This is a genomic window from Bradyrhizobium sp. USDA 4452 (assembly GCF_054063575.1).
In genome coordinates this window covers 7,501,683-7,523,439 of sequence record NZ_JBSSGK010000001.1, presented here as the reverse complement: position 1 = coordinate 7,523,439, position 21,757 = coordinate 7,501,683, and the positions used below count along the sequence as shown (strand labels likewise).

Annotated in this window: 21 protein-coding genes; 6 read left to right on the top strand and 15 right to left on the bottom strand. The window is 66.0% G+C overall.

Annotated features, from left to right (window positions below; translation table 11 throughout):
- Positions 1 to 78: 78 nt before the first annotated feature.
- Positions 79 to 486, top strand: a complete 408-nt coding sequence (locus ACVISU_RS35370) for a DUF3606 domain-containing protein (RefSeq protein WP_456710972.1) — start codon at positions 79 to 81, stop codon at positions 484 to 486.
- 69 nt (positions 487 to 555) lie between these two features.
- Here the strand turns inward: ACVISU_RS35370 and ACVISU_RS35365 are convergent, their stop codons facing one another.
- The 9 genes from ACVISU_RS35365 to flgB all read right to left on the bottom strand — a co-directional run bounded on the left by ACVISU_RS35365 (position 556) and on the right by flgB (position 8,710).
- Positions 556 to 1,233 (bottom strand): lectin, encoded by a 678-nt coding sequence (locus tag ACVISU_RS35365; protein ID WP_456710018.1) that lies wholly within the window; start codon positions 1,231 to 1,233, stop codon positions 556 to 558.
- A gap of 150 nt (positions 1,234 to 1,383) precedes the next feature.
- The gene (locus ACVISU_RS35360; RefSeq protein WP_456710017.1) at positions 1,384 to 2,343 is read right to left on the bottom strand and encodes a Tim44 domain-containing protein; all 960 of its coding nucleotides are present in this window, start codon (positions 2,341 to 2,343) and stop codon (positions 1,384 to 1,386) included.
- A gap of 242 nt (positions 2,344 to 2,585) precedes the next feature.
- Positions 2,586 to 5,165, bottom strand: a complete 2,580-nt coding sequence (gene cckA, locus ACVISU_RS35355; protein WP_456710971.1) for a cell cycle histidine kinase CckA — start codon at positions 5,163 to 5,165, stop codon at positions 2,586 to 2,588.
- A gap of 141 nt (positions 5,166 to 5,306) precedes the next feature.
- On the bottom strand, positions 5,307 to 6,380 hold the full coding sequence (gene flhB, locus ACVISU_RS35350) for a flagellar biosynthesis protein FlhB (protein WP_456710016.1): 1,074 nt from the start codon (positions 6,378 to 6,380) through the stop codon (positions 5,307 to 5,309).
- A gap of 12 nt (positions 6,381 to 6,392) precedes the next feature.
- On the bottom strand, positions 6,393 to 7,163 hold the full coding sequence (gene fliR, locus ACVISU_RS35345; RefSeq protein ID WP_050401182.1) for a flagellar biosynthetic protein FliR: 771 nt from the start codon (positions 7,161 to 7,163) through the stop codon (positions 6,393 to 6,395).
- Positions 7,164 to 7,181: 18 nt separating this feature from the next.
- A complete protein-coding gene (gene fliQ / locus ACVISU_RS35340) occupies positions 7,182 to 7,445 on the bottom strand; it encodes a flagellar biosynthesis protein FliQ (protein ID WP_050401183.1) in 264 nt (87 codons plus the stop codon).
- Positions 7,446 to 7,508: 63 nt separating this feature from the next.
- The gene (fliE, locus tag ACVISU_RS35335; RefSeq protein ID WP_050401184.1) at positions 7,509 to 7,820 is read right to left on the bottom strand and encodes a flagellar hook-basal body complex protein FliE; all 312 of its coding nucleotides are present in this window, start codon (positions 7,818 to 7,820) and stop codon (positions 7,509 to 7,511) included.
- 26 nt (positions 7,821 to 7,846) lie between these two features.
- Positions 7,847 to 8,272: a flagellar basal body rod protein FlgC gene (gene flgC / locus ACVISU_RS35330; protein ID WP_050401185.1), complete on the bottom strand. Its 426-nt coding sequence runs from the start codon at positions 8,270 to 8,272 to the stop codon at positions 7,847 to 7,849.
- Positions 8,273 to 8,299: 27 nt separating this feature from the next.
- Positions 8,300 to 8,710, bottom strand: coding sequence for a flagellar basal body rod protein FlgB (gene flgB / locus ACVISU_RS35325; RefSeq protein WP_456710015.1), 411 nt, complete (start codon positions 8,708 to 8,710; stop codon positions 8,300 to 8,302).
- 369 nt (positions 8,711 to 9,079) lie between these two features.
- Here flgB and ACVISU_RS35320 point away from each other — a divergent pair, with 369 nt between their 5' ends.
- From ACVISU_RS35320 to ACVISU_RS35305, 4 genes are all read left to right on the top strand, one after another.
- The gene (locus ACVISU_RS35320; RefSeq protein WP_456710014.1) at positions 9,080 to 10,009 is read left to right on the top strand and encodes a flagellar biosynthetic protein FliO; all 930 of its coding nucleotides are present in this window, start codon (positions 9,080 to 9,082) and stop codon (positions 10,007 to 10,009) included.
- On the top strand, positions 10,006 to 10,758 hold the full coding sequence (gene fliP / locus ACVISU_RS35315; RefSeq protein WP_050403467.1) for a flagellar type III secretion system pore protein FliP: 753 nt from the start codon (positions 10,006 to 10,008) through the stop codon (positions 10,756 to 10,758). The genes ACVISU_RS35320 and fliP overlap by 4 nt, the downstream gene beginning before the upstream one ends.
- An 85-nt stretch (positions 10,759 to 10,843) precedes the next feature.
- Positions 10,844 to 11,731, top strand: coding sequence for a hypothetical protein (locus tag ACVISU_RS35310; RefSeq protein WP_456710013.1), 888 nt, complete (start codon positions 10,844 to 10,846; stop codon positions 11,729 to 11,731).
- Between the two features lie 53 nt (positions 11,732 to 11,784).
- Complete coding sequence (locus tag ACVISU_RS35305; RefSeq protein ID WP_456710012.1) at positions 11,785 to 12,936, top strand: aminotransferase class V-fold PLP-dependent enzyme; 1,152 nt, start codon at positions 11,785 to 11,787, stop codon at positions 12,934 to 12,936.
- Here ACVISU_RS35305 and ACVISU_RS35300 read toward each other — a convergent pair.
- From ACVISU_RS35300 to ACVISU_RS35280, 5 genes are all read right to left on the bottom strand, one after another.
- The gene (locus ACVISU_RS35300; protein ID WP_456710011.1) at positions 12,933 to 14,174 is read right to left on the bottom strand and encodes a YbfB/YjiJ family MFS transporter; all 1,242 of its coding nucleotides are present in this window, start codon (positions 14,172 to 14,174) and stop codon (positions 12,933 to 12,935) included. The two genes, ACVISU_RS35305 and ACVISU_RS35300, sit on opposite strands and share 4 nt — an antisense overlap.
- Before the next feature lie 185 nt (positions 14,175 to 14,359).
- Complete coding sequence (locus ACVISU_RS35295; protein WP_456710010.1) at positions 14,360 to 14,542, bottom strand: tautomerase family protein; 183 nt, start codon at positions 14,540 to 14,542, stop codon at positions 14,360 to 14,362.
- A gap of 23 nt (positions 14,543 to 14,565) precedes the next feature.
- A complete protein-coding gene (locus tag ACVISU_RS35290) occupies positions 14,566 to 15,276 on the bottom strand; it encodes an SDR family NAD(P)-dependent oxidoreductase (protein ID WP_456710009.1) in 711 nt (236 codons plus the stop codon).
- 88 nt (positions 15,277 to 15,364) lie between these two features.
- On the bottom strand, positions 15,365 to 16,324 hold the full coding sequence (locus ACVISU_RS35285; protein WP_456710008.1) for a LysR family transcriptional regulator: 960 nt from the start codon (positions 16,322 to 16,324) through the stop codon (positions 15,365 to 15,367).
- A gap of 25 nt (positions 16,325 to 16,349) precedes the next feature.
- On the bottom strand, positions 16,350 to 16,586 hold the full coding sequence (locus tag ACVISU_RS35280) for a hypothetical protein (RefSeq protein ID WP_050403474.1): 237 nt from the start codon (positions 16,584 to 16,586) through the stop codon (positions 16,350 to 16,352).
- 270 nt (positions 16,587 to 16,856) lie between these two features.
- Here ACVISU_RS35280 and ACVISU_RS35275 point away from each other — a divergent pair, with 270 nt between their 5' ends.
- Entirely contained in the window at positions 16,857 to 17,702 is an 846-nt protein-coding gene (locus ACVISU_RS35275; protein WP_456710007.1) for a glyoxalase superfamily protein, read from the top strand.
- A 12-nt stretch (positions 17,703 to 17,714) separates the two neighbouring features.
- Here the strand turns inward: ACVISU_RS35275 and ACVISU_RS35270 are convergent, their stop codons facing one another.
- On the bottom strand, positions 17,715 to 21,509 hold the full coding sequence (locus ACVISU_RS35270; RefSeq protein WP_456710006.1) for a tetratricopeptide repeat protein: 3,795 nt from the start codon (positions 21,507 to 21,509) through the stop codon (positions 17,715 to 17,717).
- Positions 21,510 to 21,757 lie beyond the last annotated feature (248 nt).

Here is a 21,757-nt window from a genome sequence, read left to right as displayed (position 1 = left end):
CTGAGCGCGGTGCGTCTGTGCGAACCGCGCGGAGACTGCTAAGGTTCCAGCATCGAGTCTTCGATGAAGGATCAACTGATGGCGGACAACAAGAAGAAGCGGGGCGCACAAGATCGCGCTCTGATCGCGTTGAGCGAGTCCTACGAAGTTGCGTACTGGTCCAAGAAGTTCAAGGTCACGCCGGCAAAGCTCAAGGCCGCCGTCAAGAAGGTCGGGCATTCCGCCAAGAAGGTTGAAGCCTATTTCAAGGAGCAGCGGCACATGGCCGCCGACCGCGCGCGGATCGCGATCAGCGAGCCCTACGAGGTCCGCTACTGGTCAAAGAAGTTCAAGGTGACCCCTGCCCGCCTCAAGGCCGCGGTGGCCGAGGTCGGACATTCCTCGAAGAAGGTCGAGGCCTATTTCGCGGCGAAGAAGAAAACCGCAAAGAAAAAGAAGACTACGAAGAAGACCGTCAGAAAGGCCTCCAAGAAGAAACGGGCTTAGGCAATCTGAATTATCCCGTGAGCGGCGGCGCGCCAGGCGACCGCCGCTCAAGCTTCGTTCTCTCACCCCTCAATTCGCCGCGAAGCAGTACAGCAGGCCGTCGCCGCCGGTGCTCTTCAGATCGGCCTGCGAGCAGCCGCCATCCGGGCCGCGCGAGAGATGCGACATGTTCCAGGATTTTGACGGCTCGTCGTCGCGGAGCCCCTTGCGGTCGAAATGCCCGACCATGGCGGCGCCCTGCGTGCTGCTCGTCCAGTTCTTGCAGGTGCGGTCTTCGCCGGCCGAAAACGCAGTCCCGTCCGCCTGCGATCCCGTCAGCACGTCGTGCCGGTTCGGCGTGTCGCCCACACCGTTGATGACCTCGCCCTTCTCGGAGAGTGTGGTCTGCTTGGTCAGCGCGTTGCCGGCGCTGTGCAGGTCGGCGACGTCCCTGGCGACCACGACGCCCTTCACATTCTTCCACGGGCCCTTGCCGATGCGATCGCGCGCATTCACGGCTGGCTGGCCATCGGCCGCCTGGGTCGAGAGGTAGGCGCGCCACGTCTTCGGCGCACCGAAGCCCGCGGCCTGCGCCAGGGTCTGGCAATGATTATCGGCGCCGGCGAGGCCGCCGAGATTGCCGCCGTTGCCGATGCCGTTGCTGGTCACGAAGAAGCTGGTGTCGGCGGTCTGCGCCGCTGCCGGCGGCGCGGCCAGGGCGACGAACGCAAGACAGGCAGGAACCGCGATATGCGCAGTGAACTTCATCTCGTTCTCCCGATGGTTGCTTTAGCCCGCTGACATCAACCCGTGGCCTGTCCGGATATTCCGGCGCCGCGACGCGCAAATGAAGCCCACAAGACAAAAGCGCCGCGGTTGATGCCACGGCGCCCTGTATCTGTCGTCTCAGGCAAGCGATCAGTTGGTCTGCTGGATCGCCGAAAGCTCCCAATTGCCGCCGCGCTGGCGCACGAAGGTCCATACCTCGGTGACCTCCTCCGGCTGCCCGCCGCTGACCTGACGGCCGGTGCCGCGCTCCAGCATGGTGTCGATCAGCGAGTAACGCATCGCGACCGTCGCATATTCGCTGTCGCCTTCGCGCCAGGCTTCCGCCAGATCGCCCTGCAAGAGCTTCACATTGGTCACCTTGTTGGTGACGTTGCGCGCCTTGTTCTCCTCGAGATCCTTCGAGAAGTACGACACCATCTCCGGCGTCGCGAGCGCGTGCAGCTTTGCGATATCCTCGTTCGACCACGCGGTCTGGATGTCGCCGAGCAGGCGCTCGAACGTCTCGTAGTCGGCGGGCGCAATCTCGACCGGCGCGTTCGATCCGCCGCCGAGACCAAAGCCGAAGCCCGAACGGCCGTTCGCCTGCGGACCGGGTCCGACGTCGGGGCCGCCCGCGTACGCGGCGGCCGGCGTATTGCGCCGCTGCCACCACGACATTGCGAGCCGGACCACGAGCACGATCAGGCCGATCTGAAGCAGCAGGCCGAGCATCGACGACAGGCCGCCGAGGCCCGAGAACAGGCCGCCGCCGAACAGCATGCCGAACAGGCCTGCGCCAAGGAAACCCGCGGCCAGGCCGCCGAGCAGGCCGCGCCCCATTCCACCGCGGCCGAACAGGCCGCCGGAATTCGCCGCCGCGGGCGAACCCATGTTCGGGCTGCCGGGCTGGCTGAAAGTACGGTTCATCGGCGCCACCGAGCCAGGCGCGGTGTTGGTCGAGGGCGGCGCGGAGAATGTCCGCGAACCGCGCGAGCCGCCGCCGCCGACGCGGGCGTCGGCCGCCGAAACGGTCATCATCACAGGCAGCGCCAGCGCCATCGCGACGGCGATCGCCCGGACAATTCCACGCGTGCGTTGCGAGAAATTCATGTTGGTTTCCTCAAAGGATTCCCCGGCATGGGGAAACGCCCCTAAGATGGGCAGGGCCTGACAAAAGTGAAGCGGGAAACGGGAACCGCGGCTGCGGCCCTCGGTCGCGGCGATGTGACACTATGGGCCTTGTGGACGCGACGCTGCGTCCTAGCGCGGGATGAGGCCCGGTTTCAACCGCAGTTGCAACGGAATTTCACCTCGCACTTGCGAGATGCGAAGACGCTTGCCGCGGCAACCGACTAGTTCGCCGTCATGGTTTCCTTCACAGCGGCAACCAGCTGCGTCAGCGTGAACGGCTTCGGCAGGAACGCGAATTGCTGGTTCTCCGGCAGGCTCTTCTCGAACGCGTCCTCGGCATAGCCCGAGACGAAGATGATCTTGAGGTCGGCGTTGCGGCTGCGCATTTCCTTCAGCAGCGTCGGCCCGTCCATCTCCGGCATCACGACGTCGGAGACGACGAGATCGACGGCGCCATTCTGCTCCTCGAACGCCTCCAGCGCCTCGACGCCGTTGGCCGCCTCGATCACGCTGTAGCCGCGCGAACGCAAGCCGCGCGCATTGAGCGAGCGCAGGCCGTCCTCGTCCTCGACCAGCAGGATGGTGCCCTGCCCGGTGAGATCCGGCTTCGGCTTGGCGGCTTCTGTGGTCGCAGTCTCCTTTGCCGCGCCGTTGCCGGCATGCGCCTCCGGTGCGACCTCCTGCTCCTGGCGATGCCGCGGCAGATAAATCCGAAACGTAGTGCCGCTGCCCGGCACGGAATCGACATAGACGAAGCCGCCGGTCTGCTTGACGATGCCGTAGACCGTGGACAGACCGAGGCCGGTGCCCTTGCCGACTTCCTTGGTCGAGAAGAACGGCTCGAAGATCTTGTCGATGATCTCATGCGGAATGCCGGTGCCGGTGTCCGAAATCTCGATCTTCACGTAGTCCGCCGCCGGCATGCCCTTGTTGGCGAGCTGGGCTGCTTCCTCGGTCGGCACGTTGGCGGTGCGGATGATCAGCTTGCCGCCGTCGGGCATCGCGTCGCGCGCGTTGACAGCGAGATTGACCACCACCTGCTCGAACTGCGAAACGTCGACCTTGACCGGCCACAGATCGCGGCCATGCACGAGGTCGAGCTTGACCTTCTCGCCGATCAGCCGGCGCAGCAACATGGTGAGGTCGCTCAATGCATCGCCGAGATCGAGCACTTGCGGCCGCAGCGTCTGGCGGCGCGAAAACGCGAGCAGCTGTCGCACCAGCGTCGCGGCGCGGGTGGCGTTCTGCTTGATCTGCATGATGTCCTGGAACGAGGGGTCGGTCGGCTTGTGCGCGTTCAGCAGGAAGTCGTTCGCCATCATGATGGCCGACAGCACGTTGTTGAAGTCGTGCGCGATGCCGCCGGCGAGCTGGCCGACCATCTCCATCTTCTGCGACTGGTTGATCTGGTTTTCCAGCGCGCGCCGCTCGGTGATCTCGAGTATGTAGACGATCGCGGTCTCGGCGTCGCGTTCGTCCTTTTCCACGGTGGTAACGAAGAACTGGGCGAAGCGCTCCTTCGGCCCGTCGAGCATCACCTCGACCGGCGCGATATCGCCCTGGCCCTCGGCAGCCTGGTTGATCGCGGCGATCAACAGGCCGCGGTCGCGCGGATTGACCGCACGGAAGATCGACTTGGCCGCGCCGCCGTCGCCGTTCAGCCCCTGCGCCAGCTTGGCATAGCGCGCATTGGCGCCGACCACGTTGCCACCGCGATCGACGGTTGCGATCGCCATCGGCGTGTGGTCGAAGAAGCGCATGAACCGCACCTCGGCGGCGCGCTCGGGATCGGAATGCTCGTCGCGGGCACGGCTGATCACCAGCGTGCGCGAGGCCCCTGCCGCGCCGTCCGCGCCGAAAGCGAGCTTGTGATAGAGCCGCACCGGCACGGTCTTGCCGCCGCGCATTCGCAGGTCGATGTCGAACACCTCGGTCTTGACCTCGCCGGGCACCGCCGCGATCGAGGTCAGCAGCGCCGCGCCGTCGCCCGAGACGATGTCGGTCAGCTTGAGGCCACCCGAGCCGATCTCGGCGAGATCATAGTCCAGCCAGTTGGCGAGCGTGGCATTGATATAGGCGATTTCGCCGGCCGGATTGACCGAGAAGAAGCCGCACGGCGCATGATCGAGATACTCGATCGCGTGCCGCAGCTCCTGGAACACGTCTTCCTGGCGCTCGCGGTCGCGGGTGACGTCGGCGATCGACCACACCGCATATTTCGCGTCGCGCTTGCCCTCGCCGAGCGGGCGCACCCGCAGGCGCAGCCATCGGCCCTGCCCACCACCTTGCCCGGCCTCGTGGCCGGCGACACGGACCTCCTCCTGCTGTCGCTTGCCCTCGCGCGCCGCCTTCAGGAGGCGGAACACCGCCTCGGAGACGTCGGGGTTGCCGATGAAGACCCGTTCGACGGGACGGACGTCCTGCGGCCCCGCCGCGCCGGTCAGCGTGAGATAGGCGGCGTTGGAATAGACCACGTGGCCGCGAGAGTCGGTAACGACGAGCCCTTCGTGGGCGTGATCGGCGATCCGGCCCATCACCGGGTCGTCGCTGGTGCGGTCGGAGAAGCGGATGATGCCGGCGGCAAGGGCGAACAGGTTGAACAGCCCGACGGTGGCGAGCAGCGCCAGCACAAAGAGGATATAGGGCTGTGCCTGGGTCCGGCCGATGGTCATGAGCCAAACGGCCACCGCGACGATGCCGGTGGCGATCAGCAGCACCAGCAGGATACTGCCGCTCCGCCGCGCCCGCCCGTGGGCCACGAACGGCTCAGTCGCGGGAGGATCGTTGCTATCGGCGGTCATCTGGAGAGACATGGCTCGTCTGCATCACGAAGGCGACCGGCCGGCCACCTCACCCCTGAGTGCCTGAATCGGACCCGAAAACGCAAGTCCATCAGGCGGCTAATTCGCAAGTTACGCGCATTTCAAGCGGTTTTCCGCCCCTTACTGGCGCAGGCCGGACAGGCCACGCCTCAGCCGCATCACGTAACCGATGATTTCGGCAACCGCATGATAGTGCTCGACCGGGATTTCCTTGTCGATGTCGACAGTCGCATAGAGCGCCCGGGCCAGCGGCACGTTCTCGACGATCGGAATGTCGAGCTCCTTGGCGATCTCCCTGATCCTGAAAGCCAGGCTGTCGACGCCCTTGGCGACGCAGATCGGCGCCGACATGCTGCGGTCGTAGGCCAGCGCCACCGAATAGTGGGTCGGGTTTGTGATGATCACCGAGGCCTTCGGAACCTGGGCCATCATGCGCTTCTTGGCGCGCTGCACCCGCAACTGCTTGATCCTGCCCTTCACGTGCGGGTCGCCTTCCGACTGCTTGAACTCCTCCTTCATCTCCTGCAGCGACATCTTGTGACGCTCGTACCAGGTCCGGTACTGGAAAAAGTAGTCGGCGATCGCGACCGCGGCGAGGATGGCGACCACCGCAGCCAGCAGGTGCACGGTCATGCCGGTGATGGCGGGCAACAGCTCGGCCGGGTCGACCCGCAGGAAGGATTCCATCCGCATCCGATCGGGCCACAGCACCATGACCATCACGACGCCGAGCGCGATCAGCTTGAACAGGCCTTTCAGGAAGTTCGCCACCGCCTGCTTGCCGAACAGCCGCTTGAAGCCGGCCGCCGGCGAGATCTTGGAGAATTTCGGCTTGAGCTGCTCGCCCGACCACACCAGCTGATGCTGGATCATGTTGCCCGCGATCGCGGCCAGCGCCAGCATCAGGAACGGCACGCCGATCGCCGCGACCACCGCGTAGCCGAGCGTCTGGGTCAGTTGCAGCAGGCCGGCACCGTCGGTGCGGATCATCCATGAATTGGCGATCAGATTGCGCAGCGGCATCAAGATGCCGCCGCCGATCGAGTTCGAGAAGGTCGACAGCACCAGCGTGGCGCCGGCGATGATGAACCAGGTGTTGACCTCCTGGCTCTTGACGACGTCGCCTTTCTCGAGGGCTTCATCGAGACGTTTTTGCGTAGGGTCTTCTGTTTTGTCTTCGGTGTCCTCGGCCATCCCGTCTCCTGACTAGTTCATTGGAGCGAGTTGGCGCAAGACGCCGTTGAAGTAGTCGAAATAGGTGTTCATCATCGCCGCGAGCACGACGCCGAAGATCAGGAAGCCGACCACGATCGAGAGCGGCACGCCGACGAAGTAGACCTGCATCTGCGGCATCAGCCGCGCCAAGACGCCGAGCCCGATGTTGAAGACGAGGCCGAACACCAGGAACGGCGCCGACAGCTGCAGGCCGATCTTGAAGGCCGCGGAGAACGCGGACGTCGCAAGCGAGGCAACGTCGCCGGTCGGCATGATCTCGCCGGGCGAGAAGATGCGGTAGCTCTCGCTCAGCGCCGCGATGACGAGATAGTGGCTGTCGGTCGCAAACAGCAGCGTCAGGCCGAGGATGGTAAGAAAGTTGCCGATGATCTGGCCCTGCTGCCCCTGGGTCGGGTCGACGGCGGTGACGAAGCCGAGGCCGAGCTGCTGGGCGATCACGGAGCCCGCGACGTTGAGCGCCGACAGCGTCACCCGCGCGGTGGCGCCGAGCACGATGCCGATGATCAGCTCATGCACCATCAGGACGCCGAGCGCGGAGATCGACGTCAGGTCGACATGATAGGCGTTGCGATGCAGCGGAAGGATGATCAGCGTCAGCAGCAGCGCGATCGACAGCTTGACCCGCGCCGGGATGTTGCTCTCGCCGAATCCGGGCAGCAGCATCACCATCGCGCCCACGCGCGCGAAGACCAGCACGAAGATCGCGGCCAGCGCCGGAAGCAGGGAGACATCGATGCGCATGACCGCGGCATTAGTGCATCAACCGCCGATGATTCGCGACGAAATCCGCATCATGTGGCTGCTGAGCGCGTCCGCCATGAACGGCAGGGCCAGCAGCAATGTGACGAAGATCGCGAGAATCTTCGGCACGAAGACCAGCGTCTGCTCCTGGATCTGGGTCAACGCCTGGAACAGCGACACCACGACGCCGACCACGAGGCCGACCACCATCAAGGGCGACGACACCAGCACGATGGTCCAGATCGCATCGCGCGCCACGTCGAGGGTTTCAGGGCCGGTCATTGTTGTGTTCTCGCTTTTGCAATCTTGCTTCGCATCGCCCTGGCGATGACGTGCTGATGGACGTCAGATCGGCATCTTCATGATGTCTTCATAGGCCTGGATCACGCGATCGCGCACCGACACCAGCGTCGACACCGCGACGTCGGTGTCGGCGACCGCCGTCACCACATCCATCACGTTGGCCTTGCCGGAGGCCATCGCCATGGTCTGCGCGTCGGACTTCTTGCCCGCCTCCAGCACGCTGCCAACGGAGTCCTTCAGCAGCGCGCTGAAGGATGGGCCGGCCACGGCCTGCCCGGCCTTCTCTGCGCCGCCGCGCTCCATCATCCTGGCGAGGCTGGCATAGGCGTTGGCGGCGACGGTCGGTGTAGCCATGATTTACGTTCCCTGTTCTTGTTGCGTCAGGACTTGAGGATGTCGAGCGTGCGCTGGATCATCCGCCGCGTCGCGCTGATGATGTTGAGGTTGGCCTCGTAGGAGCGTTGGGCGTCGCGCATGTCGGTCATTTCGACCATCGAATTGACGTTCGGATATTTGACGTTGCCGGAGGCATCCGCCGCCGGATTGCCCGGCTCGTGCTTGATGCGGAACGACGACTGGTCGGGGCGGATCCGGCCGAGCGTCACGATCTGGGCGTCAAGCGAACGATCGAGTGCCGAGGAGAAGGTCGGCACCTTGCGGCGGTAGGGATCGCCGCCCGCGGTCTGCGCCGTCGAATCGGCGTTGGCGATATTTTCCGAGATCACACGCATCCGCCCCGCCTGCGCGCGCAGGCCCGAGGTCGCGATGCTCATCGAGCGGGTGAAATCGCTTGTTCCATCTGCCATGGGATCCTCCCGCCGCCGTTAGGCGGCCTAGCCCTTGCCGATCGCGGTCTTCAGCAGATGCAGGCTCTTGCTGTAGAGCGAGGTGACGGCCGCGTAGTCCATCTGGTTGGCCGACACTTTCAGCATCTGCTCCTCGAGATTGACCGCATTGCCGGCCGGGCGGGTCTGGAACCCGCTCTTGCCGCGATCATTATCGAATGTGTCCGGCGCGCCGGACGCTGCTATGTGGGTGGCGCTGGTCTGCATCATCGGCAGCGTCCCTATGCCGCCGCCGACCGTGGCGCCGGCCCGGTCGAATTTCGGCTCGACCAGGTCGCGGGGCCGGAAGTTCGGCGTGTCGGAATTGGAAATGTTCTCGGCGAGCACCCGCTGGCGCTCCTGGTGCCACTGCATCTTGCTGCGCAGCGCCGACAGGATCGGGAGGTCGTTCATGGCCATCGTCGCCGCTCCGTTAACCTTTGGACGCCCCTTGGGCCTTCCGAGGTAGGCAGAATTTGCCCGGTGTATGGTTAACGGATGGTTAAAATATCGGACGGAGCCGTGGAGAACGCCGCAACTGCGGTCGGCGAGCGCATTTTCGCCACGAATGCTGCGTTAACCAGCACAAACCAAGACAGCGTGGGGCGCTGAGAAGTCGTTTTGGGACAAGCGATTCTTGGTTTATTAATAGAACAGTCGGCTGCAAGCCGCTGGGAATTAAGAAATAAGGCGAATCTCGGGCGCGATTCGCTGCGCAAACCGCACCAATCAATCCGCGCTCGTTGATGGCGGAAGCTGAGGAAGGCCACGATGGCCGGGGACTCCAATATGCAGGTCATTACTTTCGTCTTGGCATTCGTCGTCGTGCTAGCGCTGATTGGCGTCACCGCATGGCTCGTCCGCCGCTTCGCTGGAAGCCGCCTCGGCGCCAACGCCAACCGCGGGCGCATGCCGCGCCTGGCGGTGATCGACGCAGCAGCCGTCGATGGCCGCCGCCGCCTGGTGCTGGTCCGCCGCGACAACATCGAGCATCTCTTGATGATCGGTGGCCCGACCGACATCGTCGTCGAGCCGAATATCGTACGGGCGATGCCCGGACGCGATCAGATGTCGAGCCGCCCCGCAGTTGCGCCCGAGGCTGCGCTGCCGCGCGCTGCACCGCTGCCGGATGCCGCCTGGAACGAAAGCGAGGTCGCCCGGTCCGACAGTTTCGACCTTCCCGAGCCCGAGCTGCCGCCGCGTCAGGCGCGCCCCTCTTTCGCCGACGAGCTGCGCCGGCCCCCGCCGCCGATCGCCGAGCGTCGCAACGATCCGCTCGCGGGCTTGACGGCCGAGCGCAGCGAACCGCGGCCAGATCCGATGCCGCCGCGCCTGCCGCCGCGCTCCGAACCCGTGATTCCGCGTCCGCCGCGCGCTGCCGAGCCGCCGAAGGCGCCGCCGCGGGCGCCCGAGCGCGCCGTCATGCCGCCGCCTCCCGCTGCTCCGCCGCCGGTCGCCACACAGGCGCCTCCGCCGGTGCCGCCGACGTCCAACGCCGATGCCAATCTTGCCGAGATGGCGCAGCGGCTCGAGGCGGCCCTGCGCCGCCCAACCGGCGCCAACGAGACCGTCGCGCCGCCGGTTGCGCCCGAGGCACAGCCGGTTCGCGCGCCGCGTAGCGAGCCGCCCGCCCCGCCCGCCGGCGGACAGAAGAGCGGCTTCGAGAATCTCGAGGACGAGATGGCATCGCTGCTCGGCCGACCGAAGAATCCTTCGTGAGATCAGGGTCGGTCCCGCGTAGAGTTTTTTTCATCGCTGTCCTGATCGCCGCCGGATCCTTCGCCGATCCGGCGATGGCGCAGGACATCAGCATCAATCTCGGCGGCGGTAATGGCGGCGTGACCGAGCGCGCGATCCAACTGATCGCGCTGCTCACGGTGCTGTCGATCGCGCCGTCGATCCTGGTCATGATGACCTCGTTCACGCGCATCGTGGTCGTGCTGTCGCTGCTCCGCACCGCGCTCGGCACTGCCACCGCGCCGCCGAACTCGGTGATGATCGCGCTTGCGATGTTCCTCACCGCCTTCGTGATGGGACCGGTGCTGCAGAAATCCTATGATGACGGCATCAAGCCGCTGGTCGCCAACCAGATCGGCGTCGAGGAAGCGCTGCAGCGCGCCTCTGTCCCCTTGCGCGGCTTCATGCAGAAGAACGTCCGCGAGAAGGATCTGAAGCTGTTCATGGATCTCTCCGGCGAGCCGCCGCCGGCAACACCGGAGGAGATGTCGCTGCGCATCCTGGTGCCGGCCTTCATGATCTCCGAGCTGAAGCGCGCCTTCGAGATCGGCTTCCTATTGTTCCTCCCGTTCCTGATCATCGACCTCGTGGTCGCCTCGGTCCTGATGTCGATGGGCATGATGATGCTGCCGCCGGTGGTGGTCTCGCTGCCGTTCAAGCTGATCTTCTTCGTGCTGGTCGACGGCTGGGCGCTGGTCGCCGGCAGCCTGGTGCAGAGTTACGGGGGGTAGCCCCGCGAAACATTCATGGCCTCATCGCTGGATCGGCCGTGCCGTTGCACTATCATACTCGGCACCGCATCCAGGGAGCCGCGCCGTGCAGCAGCCATTCGACCGCGCCGCAGAAGACCTCGGCAACGCCATCCATCTCGAGCACGTCAACGTGCAGGTGCCGGACCAGCGCCTCGCCACGCTGTTCTATGTCGCCGGCATCGGCTTGACCCGCGATCCCTATCTGATGGTCTCCGACAGCAACATGTGGGTGAATGCCGGTCGCAGCCAATTTCATCTGCCGAGCGGCCGACCGCAGGTGCTGCGCGGCCACACGGCAATCGTGATCGCCGGACGGCAGGCCCTGCTGCAGCGGCTTGCCGCGGTCGCGCCCAAGCTCGAGGGCACCGCGTTCAGCTATCGCGAGCACAACGATCACGTCGAGGCCATTTGCCCGTGGGGCAACCGGCTGCGCTGCTATGAGCCGGACGCCGGGCGGTTCGGACGTATCGCGCTCGGCATGCCCTATGTCGAGTTCGAGGTGCCGCGCGGCACCGCCAAGGCGATCAGCCGGTTCTATCCGGAGATCATGGGCATCCCGGCCAGCGTTGCGAACGGTGACGGTGTCGTCGCGCGCGCACAAGTCGGCAAGGACCAGTATCTGCAATTCCGCGAGACCGACCAGGCGCAGGGCGAGTTCGACGGCCATCACGTCCAGATCTACATCACGGACTTCTCGGGCCCCTACAGGCGGCTGCGCGAGCGCAACCTGGTCTCGCGCGAGGACAATCAGTACCAGTACCGCTTCTGCGACATCGTCGATCCCAGAGATGGCCGGCATCTGTTCACCGTCGAGCACGAGGTGCGCAGCGCCACCCATCCGATGTATCTGCGGCCGCTGGTCAACCGCAATCCGGCGCAGACCAACCGCACCTTCGCCAACGGCTACGACCAGGCGCCATGGGCGATGGGACCGGACCAATATGACCGATGAGCGCACGCTCGTCCGCATCGCGACATCATCAGCAATCCCAGCCACGAGACGACATGCTTCCCTCCCAGCGCCATCTGTTCGATATTCCACGCGAGGTCTGCTACCTGAACTCGGCGTCCTACAGCCCGCTGCCGTTGAAGACGCTCGACGCCGGGCGCGCCGCAGTCGGACGCAAGGGCCAGCCCTGGACGATCGATGCCGGTTTTGCCGGCCGCCAGCATGAACGGGCCCGCAGTGCGGCGGCACGCCTGATCAATGCCGATCCCGATGACGTCGCGCTGATCCCGGCGATCAGCTACGGCATCGCGACGGTGGCGAAGGCGCTAAGCATTCCGCGCGGCAGCCGCGTCGTCGTGCTGGAGAACGATCATTCCTCGCCGGTGCTGGAATGGCATGCCCGCGCCGAGGCGCAGGGTTTTGTCGTCGACACCGTGCGCCAGCCCGCCGACGGCGACTGGACGTCAGCGGTGCTTGCAACGATCGAGCGGCCAGGCGCGCCGCCGGTCGGCCTCGCTTCGATCTCGTCGGTGCACTGGTCCGACGGCGGCCTCATCGACGTCGACAAGGTGCAGGCCGCACTGCGACGGCATGGCTCGATGTTCGTGATCGACGCGACGCAAAGCGCCGGTGTCATCGCGATGGATGTGACAGAACTCGATCCCGACGCCGTGATCTTCCCGACCTACAAATGGCTGATCGGTCCCTACGGCCGCGCCTTCCTCTACGCGGCGAAACGTCACCAGAACGGGGTGCCGCTGGAGCAGACCTCCGCCGGCCGCCGCGACGTCAATTCCGAGAAGCCGGTCTATTTCGGCGATCTCGGCTATGTCGACAATGCCCGGCGCTATGACATGGGCGAGCGCGATCATTTCATCACCCTCGAAATGGCCTCGATCGGCATGGAGATGATGGCGGAATGGGGCGCCGCCGCCGTCAGCGCGCGGCTCGCGATGCTCAATGAGCGGATCGCCGACGGGGTCCGCGATCTCGGGCTCAATCTGCTGGCGCGGAGCCTGCGCGCGCCGCATATCCTGAGCCTCGGCATGACCGGCGGCATTCCGAAGGAGCTGATTGCACAGCTTGCCGCCGAGAACATCCACGTCGCGCTGCGGCTCGGCCGGATGCGGATATCGCCACACGTCTTCAACGACGAGGCCGATGTGGACCGCCTCGTCGCCGTCCTGACGAAAGCGCTGCGCGGCTAAGTCCGCTTGCGCCCCAGCAGGACGACGCTGACCAATTCGATCGCGAGCGCTGCGGCAACGCCAGCCGCGCCGATCACGAACAGCAGCGCATAGTTGCCGCCGCTCTGCGCGAACAGCCAGGACAGGCCGTAGGCGCCGACGGCCTGGAACAGCGCGAAGGCCGTGGTCGCCTGAGCCCAGGCCGAGCGCTGGCTTGCGGCGGAATGCGGGATCAGCTCGTGGATGCGGCCGATCACCAGCGGCACGATGCCGGGCGTGAAGCCGCCGACGATGAGGCTCGACACGATCAGCGCCGGGGGCGAATTCGTCACCGCGGGCAGCGCGACCGCCACCGCCTCGATCAGGAACGCCGCACGCAGCGCCGCAGCGAAGCCGGCGCGATCGGCGAGATGTCCGGATAGCAGTGGTCCGACAACGGCGCCGATACCGTACAGCACCCAGTAATAGGATCCTGCGGCGATCCCCTGCCCGAGGCCGCGAGCCACGAAATCAACCAGGAACACCATGTGCGGCACCAGCGCCAGCGCATTGAGCCCGTACTCCACGCACAGCGCGATCACCAGCGGCGAGCGCACACCGTGCGAGGCGACGTGGGGCTCGGCTGCGCCATACGCGACAGGCACCTCCGCCGGCCACGCCCTCCAGCTGATCAGCGTCAGCACCGCCGACAGCACGCCAAGGCCGTACCAGGCCTGCTTGACGCCCTGCTGCAGCAACAACGGCACCAGCGTGCCTGACGCGGCGACACCGAGGCCAACGCCGGCGAAGATCACGCCGCCGACTAGACCGCGTTTGCTCGGCGCGACATGGGGCAGGATCGCGGTCGCCGCCAGCACCATGATGACGCCGCCCGAAGTGCCGGCAAGGAAGCGGAAGCCGAAGAACCAGATGAAGGAGATCGGCACCGCGCAGGCAAAGCAGGTGGCGGCAGCCAGCACCATCATGCCGCGCAGCGCCCACACCGAGCCGATGCGCGCGCCGAGATCGCGGGCGATCAGCGCGCCGGCGAGATAGCCGGCGAGATTGGCGGCGCCGAGATAGACCGCCTCCGCCGGCGTAAACCATTTTGCTGCGATCAGTGCCGGGATCAGCGGCGTGTAGGCAAAGCGCGCCAGCCCCAGTCCGACCAGCGAGGCGCACAATCCCGCCGTTGCGGACAGCCATAGCGGCCCGCCGGCGTCGCGGCGCGGCTCGGCGTGGTGGCGCCTGTTATGATCGACATCGGCTGACATGGACATGGCAGTAGGCGCTCCGGCCGTTCGTGAAAAATGATTAGTTGCGATCGCAGCAATCGCTCGCAGCGATTTCGAGACCTCTCCCGATCGGGCGAGGTCCCGGTTCGATTTGGCAGAAGCCGTCAGCGCGATGATGTCGCCGCGGCCGCTGCGAGCTTTCTGCGGTAGTCCAGCGCGGGCAGCCCGCCTCAGCCCCAATTATCGGGGTCGACTTCCTCGATGATGACGAAGGTCGACTCCGTCGGCTTGCCGAGCACATCGCGCAGCAACTCGCTGGCGCCCTTGATCAGCGCCGCCTTCTGCTCCGGCGTGGTGGACGACGCGCCCGGCGTCGTCCCCTCACGCGTGACCTGAATGGTAACGACAGGCATCCCACGCTCCCGATTTTGCTCGACTAGCGCCCGGCGCTCTGGCCGCCATCGACATGCAGGATCTCGCCGGTGACGAAGCCCGCGCCCTCGAGGAACAGCACGGCGTCGACGATGTCCTTCATCTCGCCCATGCGGCCGACCGGATGCAGCTTGGCGAGGAAGTCATGAGTTTCGGGGGCGTGCATCGGCGTCTTGATCACGCCGGGCGCCACCGCGTTCACGCGGATGCCCTTGGCGGCATACTCGATCGCCAGCGACCTGGTCGCCGCATTCAGGCCACCCTTGGTCAGCGAGGCCAGCACCGATGGCACATTGCTGTTGGCGTGATCGACCAGGCTGGTCGTGATCTGCACGATGTGCCCCGATCCCTGCTTCACCATCTCCTTGGCAACGCGGCGGGTGATGTAGAAGAATCCGTTGAGGTTGGTCGCCAGCACCGCCGCATAGTCCTGGTCGGTATGATCGGTGAACGGCTTGGCGACGAAGATGCCGGCATTGTTGATCAGCGTGTCGACCCGGCCGAAGCGCGCCAGCGCCTGCTTGATGATGCGTTCTGCAACCTCGGGATCACCGATATCACCTGGCACCGCCAGCACATCGGCATCGGTCGACGGCTTGATGCTGCGGGAATTGGCGACGACTCGATAATTGCGATCGCGATACCCCCGGACAAGCGCCTCGCCGATCCCCTGCGACGCACCGGTGATGACGGCAACCTTCTGCTCTGCACCCATGATCTCTCTCCATCTGTTGGTGAGGCGACAACAGCGCCGCCTCTATGGAGAGCAAGCTAGATACATCCGCTTTCCGTGCGAATGCCTGCTATTCGGCAGACACTCTTCCGCGGCGCGAACGACTGGCCCGGCTGGCCTCGTGCGACAGCCGCTCGAAATAGCGCTTCAGCCGCGGCGCCGCGAAATCGACGAAGGCGCGCACCTTCGGCACGTCGAAGCGCCCCTGCGGCGCCAGCAGATGCACCGGCAACGGCGGGTGTTCGTCACCGGGGAGCAGGATCTGCAACCGGCCGTCACGGATTTCTTCGGCGATATGATACGAGAACAGCCGGGTGACACCGTATCCTTCGCTGGCCGAAGCGACCGCCGCCCGCACCGTGTTGACGACCAGCCGCGGCTCGAACTGGACCGCGCGCGCAACCTTCGACCTGGCGGCCGGCGGAAAGCTCCAGGAGTCGAGCCCGAAATGCGTCATCGCGATGATCTGGTGCTTGGCGAGATCGGCGACCTCGCCGATCACGGGATGCCGGGCGAGATAGCCCGGCGATGCCGCGAGCACGCGGCGCACTTCGCCGAGCTTGACCGCGATGAAATTGGAATCGGCGAGCTGGGCGATGCGCAGGGCGACGTCGATCCCCTCGTCGATCAGGTTGACCGTGCGGTCGAGCATCACGAGCCGCACCGACACCGCCGGATATTCAGTCATGAAGGCGTCAAGCAGCGGGCGCAGCACGTCCTCGCCGACCACGACGGGTGCGGTGATGGTCAGCGTGCCGCGCGGCGCCGATCGCTCGCCGCCGGCCGAGATGTCCGCCTCCTCGAGTTCGCTGAGGATGCGTCGGCACGCCGCCGCGTAACGCTGGCCGGTATCGCTCAGCTTCAGCGACCGCGTGGTGCGGTGAAGCAACTCGGCGCCGACATGGTGCTCGAGGAACGCGATCGCCCGGCTGACCGCCGCGGGCGAGCGCCGCAGCTTCCGCCCCGCGCCGGCAAGGCTGCCCTCGTCGACCGCCGCGACGAAGACCTTCATGGCGTCGATGCGGTCCATCGTTCTCCCCGGTTCGCAGCAGTGGCTAGCCGTTCACGTCATACTGCTTGCTGAGGTGGTCGCCGATTTGCACCAGCATCGCGACGCATTCGGGGTAGCCGGGTTTTGCCACGGTGGCCGCGTCGGCGCTGGCGCGGAATTCCCAGCTGTCGCCGTCGCGTAGCACGGAGATGTCGATGCCGTCGGGGCAATCGGCATGGACTTTCAACTCGGCGCGCGCCATCGCGATCAGTTCGGCTTCGGTCCTGATCGGCTTGCTCATGTGACGACGTCCTCTCTGTTGGCGACATCAGCCATGGTTGCCGATTTGGCGGCGGAATGTCGAGAGCACGCACCTGATCACGGGCTGTTGCAATTGACAAATTACGGGTCCCCGGCGAACATCGGACAGGGTCGATACCACCCGCCGCTTGCACCCCGCCCGGGGACGGTGAACGTATCAAGCCAGGTTTCAGGCTTCCTTTGCCCGCACGAACGGGTCAGCAACGCAAGCCCCTGACGCTCACCGTTCGTCGATGCAAAGGTTGATCCCATGCGCGACTTCCGTGATGCCAAGACCATGGCGCAGACGCTGCGCGAAGCGCTCGCCGCCAAATCGATCCCCCTCACCCATAGCGACAGCCTGGAGCTGGTCGCCAGATTGTTCGGTCAGCGCGACTGGAACACGCTGGCGGCGCGGATACAGGCCGCCGGACCGCCAAGCACGCCGGCCCAGGCTACAGACTTCACCGCAGGATCACCGCCGACCACCGCGCGGCAGGAGATTGCGGTGGATCCAGCCGTGCTCGACAATTATGCCGGATTCTACAAGCTCAACGACCGCGCCGTGTTCACGGTCACACCCGACGGACATCATCTGGTGATGCAACTGACCGGACAGCGCTCGGTCCGGTTCTTTGCGGAGAGCGTGACCGAATTCTTCGCCAGGATCGTCGACGCCCAAGTCAGCTTCGTCGTCGGACCGGGCGGACGAGTCACCTCGCTGATCCTGCATCAGAACGGCACCGATATTGCGATGGCGCGTATCGATGCCGCAGCGGCACGGAAGATCGCCGATCAGACGGCGGAGCGCGTCAAGAACCAGTCGGCCAATCCCGGAACCGAGGCTGCGCTGCACCGGCTGATCGATGGGATCGCCTCGGGGAATCCCAACTACAACGAGATGAGCCCGGCGCTCGCGGCGGCGACCCGCAAGCAGATGACGTGGCTTCAGCCCCTCGCAGACCTCGGCACGATCCAGGCGATCCGCTTTCTCGGTGTCGGCGAGCAAGGCGAAGATGTCTATAGCGTCAGACAGGCCAACGGCGCCGCGCATTGGCGCATCGCGCTCGACGACAAGGGGATCATTTCGACCGCGTGGGTAACTCCCGGCCCGTAGCAGCCAGTGCCGCTACGGCGTCGCGCTGGCGCGGCGCTCGCCCTTGATGACCGGCAGCGTGCTGACCGGCGCGGCCTTTGGCCCGTCGGGCAGCGATCCGGTCGTGACCGGATCGGGCAGCGGCGCGCGGGCGGTGGCGTCGGGGAAGCGGGTCTTCATCTCGCGGATGAAGCCGTCGAGCGTGTCGACGCTGGCGGCCATCCGCGCGATCTGGGCGAATTCTGCGCTCGAGGTCGCGACCGGCTTGCTGGCCGCGTCGAACGCCAACTTGTCGGCATCGCCGGGCATCAGCGGCGCGTATTTCTCGCGGAACCGGGACAGCCCGATGGCATCCTCGGCGAGCGCGTAGCCGACCACGGCGCGGATGACGTCGGCCTTCTCGCTCGGGTTGAGCGGGGTGAAGTCGCGCCAGCGGTCGCCGTAATAGAGCTCGATCTGCTCGGACGCCTCGCGCCAATGCCGCGACGCCCAATAGATGTCCGAGCGCAGCCGGATCGCCTCGCGCCCGGTGATGTTCGAGATGATGTCGAGCGCGAGGTCGTGCCGGCCGACATCGCTCTGCGCGCGCGCCTCGAGCAGCAGCCGCTGCTGGCGCAGTTCGCCGGAGAGGTCCGCAATCCGGGTCGAGCGCAGCGCGCCGATGGCGCGGTCGGGCTTGCGGTTCATCAGATAGACCATCGCAAGCCGCGCGGCGACCTGAGCGCGCGCCGCGCCTTCGAGCCGCTTGTCGACCTGGTATTGCAGGAGGTCGGCGGCCTGGTCGAGCAGATCGACGCCGACCAGACGGTCGGCGAGACGGCGGATCATTTCGTCGCCGCGGCGGCCGATCGGCGTCAGCTCGCGATAGTCGTAGAACGTGCCGAGCGCATCGATCGGCGCCATCTCGTCGCCCTTCGGGCCGAGATAGAGCTGCACGAACAACGCCGAGGCGGCATCCTGCGCCTGGCGCGATTCCGGCGCGTTCGGCTGCAGCCGGGTCGCCGCTCGAGTTACCGCGAAGGCATCGGCGTAGCGCGCGGTCTCGGCATAGATCTTCGACAGTACATACAGCGTCTTCAGCTCGATATTGTCGCCGCGCCACAGCATCGACAACAGCTCGAGCTCCTTCAACACGTCGTCGCGGCCGATCTCGCCACGCTTCTGCCGCAGCAGCGTCTCCAGCAGTCTGCCCTCGGCGGCGGCCTGACGGTCGGGCGAACCGGCGGCGAAGCGGTAGGCGTCGAGCGCGTCCTTCTCCTGGCCGAGCGCTTCGGCAAGCCGGCCGCGCAGCACGGCAACCGCGGGCTTGAGTTCGTCGGGAATGCCGACCACGTCGAGATCGCTCTTGCGCCGCGCAGCGCCGGCATAGTCCTTGACCTCGAGCGAGGCCTTCATCGAATCCATGGTGACGATGCGCTGCAGATCGGGCGGCAGCGTCGCGACCGCGAATTCGGCGTTCTTGAACTTTTCGCGCGCCTCGGGCCATTTGCCCTCGCGGGCAAAGGCCAGCCCCTTCCACAATTGGGAATCGTAACCGTTGCCGATTACGGGATTGGCCAGGTCCTTGAGGCCCTGCGCCGGGTGCCCGATCAGGATGCTGGCAACCGCATGCACCATCACCACGGACGCCGACTCGCTGCCGCGCTTGCTCTCGGACAGGATCAGATTGGTGACACCGTGGGCTTCCTGGTACATGCCGCGCGCCATGTAGAAATCGGCGAGATCGAGCCGCGCCTGCGGCAGCTGCTCGGCATTGGCGGTCGAAGCCGCCGCAATCAGTCCGTCGAGCTGCTTGAGGAAATTCTCCGACTGGTTCTTGTGCCACTCGTCCGGATCGAACAGCGGCTTCACCGCCGCGGTCGCGCGCTCGGCCGTGACGTCTGCCGACGACAGCGTCAGGCCTCCGGGCCGGCCCAGCATCACCTTGTCGTCGCCGACCTCCGCCTTGACGTCATCGGCGTTCGGGTGAACCACGACGCCGTGAATCGATTCCAGCAATGAGAGCTCGACAAAATCCTGCCGCTTGATGATGCCACGGGTCGGCGGCGGCGCGGTCACGACCCAGAGCGTATCGCCGGCGTCGGGATCGATCAGTCTGTGGAGCTGGCCGGGATTGGCGAGCGGCACGCTGACATTGGCGAGCGAGGGCTCGCTGATATTGCGCACCACGCTGAGCGGCAGCGGCGGCTTCTGCACCCGCTCGGCGAAGGTCAGCGTCCAGCTCACGCCGCGCGAGCGCTCGTCGCTCTCGAGTGAGGGCATCTGCGGCCGGTTGAGGCGGAAGCGCACCGCCTGCCCTTTCTCCAGCGCGATCCGGCTGACATCCGAGATCAGCGAGCCGGCCTTGGCGCGGACCGGATCGACGTCGATCGCCTCGGGCGTGTCGAACACCATCCATACCGTGTCGGCGCGACGGAACAGTGCCGCCGGCGTCGCGCCGGGGAATGAGAACGTCACCCGCAACCCGTCGCTGTCGCGCTGGGCTTCGATCGCAGAACTGGCAGCAGACTTGGCGCCGGCGCGGGCCTCGGCAGGCGGCGATGGCGCTGCCTCTGGCTTCGGCGCCTCCACGGCTGGCGCCGCCGCGGCAGCAGGCGCAGGCTTTGGCGCGTCGCTCTGTTCCGTCGCGGCGCCGCCCTCGCGCGGCGCGGCCGGTGCAGCGGCCTTCTCGACCTCGGCCGGCGGCGCAGCGGCGATCTTCGGCAGCTCCGGATTGGGCAGCTCTGATCTCGGCTGTTCTGGTTTGGCGGGCGCGGGCGGCGGTGGTTCGGTCGTTGCCTGTTCGAGCTTGGCCGGTTCGGGCTTGGCTGGCTCCGCCTTGGGTTGCTCTACCTTGGGTGGCTCGGACTTGATCTCGATCTTGGCCTGCTGCGCGATGCTCTCCGATGTCACCGGCGCGATTGCAGCCGCGCTCTTCGGTTTGCCGCGCGGCGTCGGCAACAACGAGCCTAGCGAGGGCTTCGCCGCCTGCTGCTGCTCGCTCTGCTGGAAGGCGACATCGACGATGTAGTTCTTCTCGTCGCGGAACGAATGCACGTCGACATCGCCAATCAGCGTCACGTCGACCGCCGAGGTATCGGTGTCGGCGCGCGAGCTGATCGATGCGACGTTCGGCGGAGCGGCGACCTTGGCATCGGCCAGGTCGAAGCTCAAAACCGAGTTGAAGGACAGCGTCAGCTTCTGCTCGTTCAGCACCGAGGAGACGCTGACCCCGTCGGGAACCTCGAACACGAAACGGACGAAGGTGGGCTGCACCAGTGCGCGAACCCGGATCGGCGGCTTCTTCCTGGCGGCATCGGCCGCGCGCTGGATGCGCAATAGACGCTCGGCGGCACGGGCGCGCTCCGCCAGTTCGCGGATCACGTCCTGCGGCAGCGACGGCGGCGGGCCGGTCCAGCCGTCGGGCAGGAAGTCGACGAAGATGCGCTCGCCGGCGGTCATGGTGTTGATGGTGACGCGGCGCGCCAGCGACAGGCGGATCGCCGAACCGTCCGGATCGCGGCGCGCGGCGCCGACATAATCGGGCACCGCATCCGACAGTTTCTCGACGGAGATATCGACCGGGCGCTTGAAGCGGATCACGATAATCGAGCCCGCGGTCGTGACCTCCGACTCGACCTCTTCCTTCGTCTTCAGCACCAGCCGGGCATAGCCGTTCGCGGCCGAGAATGTCGCCTCGCCCGGCACCGGCGACAGATCCTGGGCTCGCACGGTGGCTGGATCTGCGAGGGTGGTGAGGACAAGGCCGGTTGCGAGCAGGCACAGACGCGCGGTCCGCGCCCAGGCGCGGCCTAGCGACCAAGTTTCAGCGGCAGCCGTTCGCGCCATCTCGAAACGTCTTCTCGGGACTTCAGCCATACCAGCGCGAAGCACCCTCGCCCACGCGTCCCGATCTTGGATCGGGCGGCGTTAAGGAGCTGTTAACGTCAATGGATTGTTTCATGGGGGTTACCAAGCGGGTTTCGACGCCGGCTTCGCCCTTGCGGTAATCTGCCAGTCGAACGGGTTTGCGGTATGGTTAAAGAACTCTTGCCATCACATTGGAACGGTTCGCGGAAATCGGGTGGTTCGAGCTG

What these genes read in the sequence shown, in the direction of transcription:
- ACVISU_RS35280 (WP_050403474.1), bottom strand. Translation starts at nt 16,586, where the DNA reads ATGAGCAAGCCGATCAGGACCGAAGCCGAACTGATCGCGATGGCGCGC.
- flhB (WP_456710016.1), bottom strand. Translation starts at nt 6,380, where the DNA reads ATGGCCGAGGACACCGAAGACAAAACAGAAGACCCTACGCAAAAACGT.
- ACVISU_RS35285 (WP_456710008.1), bottom strand. Translation starts at nt 16,324, where the DNA reads ATGGACCGCATCGACGCCATGAAGGTCTTCGTCGCGGCGGTCGACGAG.
- ACVISU_RS35290 (WP_456710009.1), bottom strand. Translation starts at nt 15,276, where the DNA reads ATGGGTGCAGAGCAGAAGGTTGCCGTCATCACCGGTGCGTCGCAGGGG.
- fliE (WP_050401184.1), bottom strand. Translation starts at nt 7,820, where the DNA reads ATGGCTACACCGACCGTCGCCGCCAACGCCTATGCCAGCCTCGCCAGG.
- cckA (WP_456710971.1), bottom strand. Translation starts at nt 5,165, where the DNA reads ATGACCGCCGATAGCAACGATCCTCCCGCGACTGAGCCGTTCGTGGCC.
- ACVISU_RS35305 (WP_456710012.1), top strand. Translation starts at nt 11,785, where the DNA reads ATGCTTCCCTCCCAGCGCCATCTGTTCGATATTCCACGCGAGGTCTGC.
- flgB (WP_456710015.1), bottom strand. Translation starts at nt 8,710, where the DNA reads ATGGCCATGAACGACCTCCCGATCCTGTCGGCGCTGCGCAGCAAGATG.
- fliR (WP_050401182.1), bottom strand. Translation starts at nt 7,163, where the DNA reads ATGCGCATCGATGTCTCCCTGCTTCCGGCGCTGGCCGCGATCTTCGTG.
- flgC (WP_050401185.1), bottom strand. Translation starts at nt 8,272, where the DNA reads ATGGCAGATGGAACAAGCGATTTCACCCGCTCGATGAGCATCGCGACC.
- ACVISU_RS35320 (WP_456710014.1), top strand. Translation starts at nt 9,080, where the DNA reads ATGCAGGTCATTACTTTCGTCTTGGCATTCGTCGTCGTGCTAGCGCTG.
- ACVISU_RS35275 (WP_456710007.1), top strand. Translation starts at nt 16,857, where the DNA reads ATGCGCGACTTCCGTGATGCCAAGACCATGGCGCAGACGCTGCGCGAA.
- ACVISU_RS35300 (WP_456710011.1), bottom strand. Translation starts at nt 14,174, where the DNA reads ATGTCCATGTCAGCCGATGTCGATCATAACAGGCGCCACCACGCCGAG.
- ACVISU_RS35365 (WP_456710018.1), bottom strand. Translation starts at nt 1,233, where the DNA reads ATGAAGTTCACTGCGCATATCGCGGTTCCTGCCTGTCTTGCGTTCGTC.
- ACVISU_RS35270 (WP_456710006.1), bottom strand. Translation starts at nt 21,509, where the DNA reads ATGGCGCGAACGGCTGCCGCTGAAACTTGGTCGCTAGGCCGCGCCTGG.
- ACVISU_RS35370 (WP_456710972.1), top strand. Translation starts at nt 79, where the DNA reads ATGGCGGACAACAAGAAGAAGCGGGGCGCACAAGATCGCGCTCTGATC.
- fliQ (WP_050401183.1), bottom strand. Translation starts at nt 7,445, where the DNA reads ATGACCGGCCCTGAAACCCTCGACGTGGCGCGCGATGCGATCTGGACC.
- ACVISU_RS35295 (WP_456710010.1), bottom strand. Translation starts at nt 14,542, where the DNA reads ATGCCTGTCGTTACCATTCAGGTCACGCGTGAGGGGACGACGCCGGGC.
- ACVISU_RS35360 (WP_456710017.1), bottom strand. Translation starts at nt 2,343, where the DNA reads ATGAATTTCTCGCAACGCACGCGTGGAATTGTCCGGGCGATCGCCGTC.